General features: G+C 68.5%; 1 protein-coding gene. It reads left to right on the forward strand.

The features are described 5' to 3' along the window. Positions 1–1038 (forward strand): non-ribosomal peptide synthetase (locus tag G4D83_RS45215; protein WP_163871166.1); only part of this gene is annotated, 1038 nt, incomplete at both ends.

Genomic DNA, 1038 nt, shown 5'->3' on the forward strand with positions numbered 1-1038 from the left:
CTCTGGCTCACCGCTGCTCTCTTCGAGCAGATGGTTGCCACTCAGCCCGTTGCGCTTGCCGGTGTCCGCCAGGTGCTCGCCGGTGGTGACGTCCTTCCGCCGTCCCGCGTCCGCGAGCACCTCGCTCGCCTGCCCCCGGGCCACGTCCTCGTCAACGGCTACGGCCCCACCGAGAACACCACCTTCTCCGCTACTCACTCGCTGCGCCACGGGGACTCCGTCTCCCGCTCCGTCCCCATCGGCGCGCCTCTCTCCAACTCCTCCGCCTTCGTCCTCGACTCCTCCTTCCAGCCGGCTCCTCCGGGCGTCCCGGGAGAGCTCTTCGTCGGTGGCGACGGCCTGGCCTGGGGTTACCTCAACCGCGCGGACCTCACCGCTGAGCGCTTCGTCCCGCACCCCTTCAGCAGCACTCCTGGCTCTCGCCTCTACCGCACCGGCGACCGCGTCCGCTGGCTCGCCGATGGCACCCTTGAGTTCCTCGGCCGCTCCGACTTCCAGGTGAAGGTCCGCGGCTTCCGCATTGAGCTGGGCGAAGTCGAGGCCGCCGTCCGCCTCTTCTCCGGCATCCAGGAAGCCGTCGTCCTCGCTCGCGAGGATGTCCCCGGCGACAAGCGCCTCGTCGCCTACTTCACCTCCGCCGAATCCTCTGTCGACACCTCGGCTCTGCGCGCTTTCCTGCTCCAGCGACTGCCCGAGTACATGGTGCCGGCCGCTCTCGTCTCTCTCTCCGCTTTCCCGCTCTCCGCCAACGGCAAGCTCGACAGGAAGGCTCTCCCGCCTCCCGACTTCGCCGCCGCCACTTCTGGCGACGACTTCGCTCCGCCTTCCACTCCTACCCAGACGCGCCTCGCCTCCATCTTCGCCGACGTCCTCGGCCTGGAGCGCGTCAGCGTCCACGGCGACTTCTTCGAGTTGGGCGGACACTCCCTCCTCGCCACTCAAGTCGTCTCTCGCATCCGCTCCACCTTCGACGTTGAGTTGCCCCTCGGTGAGCTCTTCTCCTCGCCCACCGTCGCGCTTCTCTCTGAGCGGCTGGAG

It is taken from the genome of Myxococcus eversor (assembly GCF_010894455.1).
GTDB classification, from domain to species: Bacteria; Myxococcota; Myxococcia; order Myxococcales; family Myxococcaceae; genus Myxococcus; species Myxococcus eversor.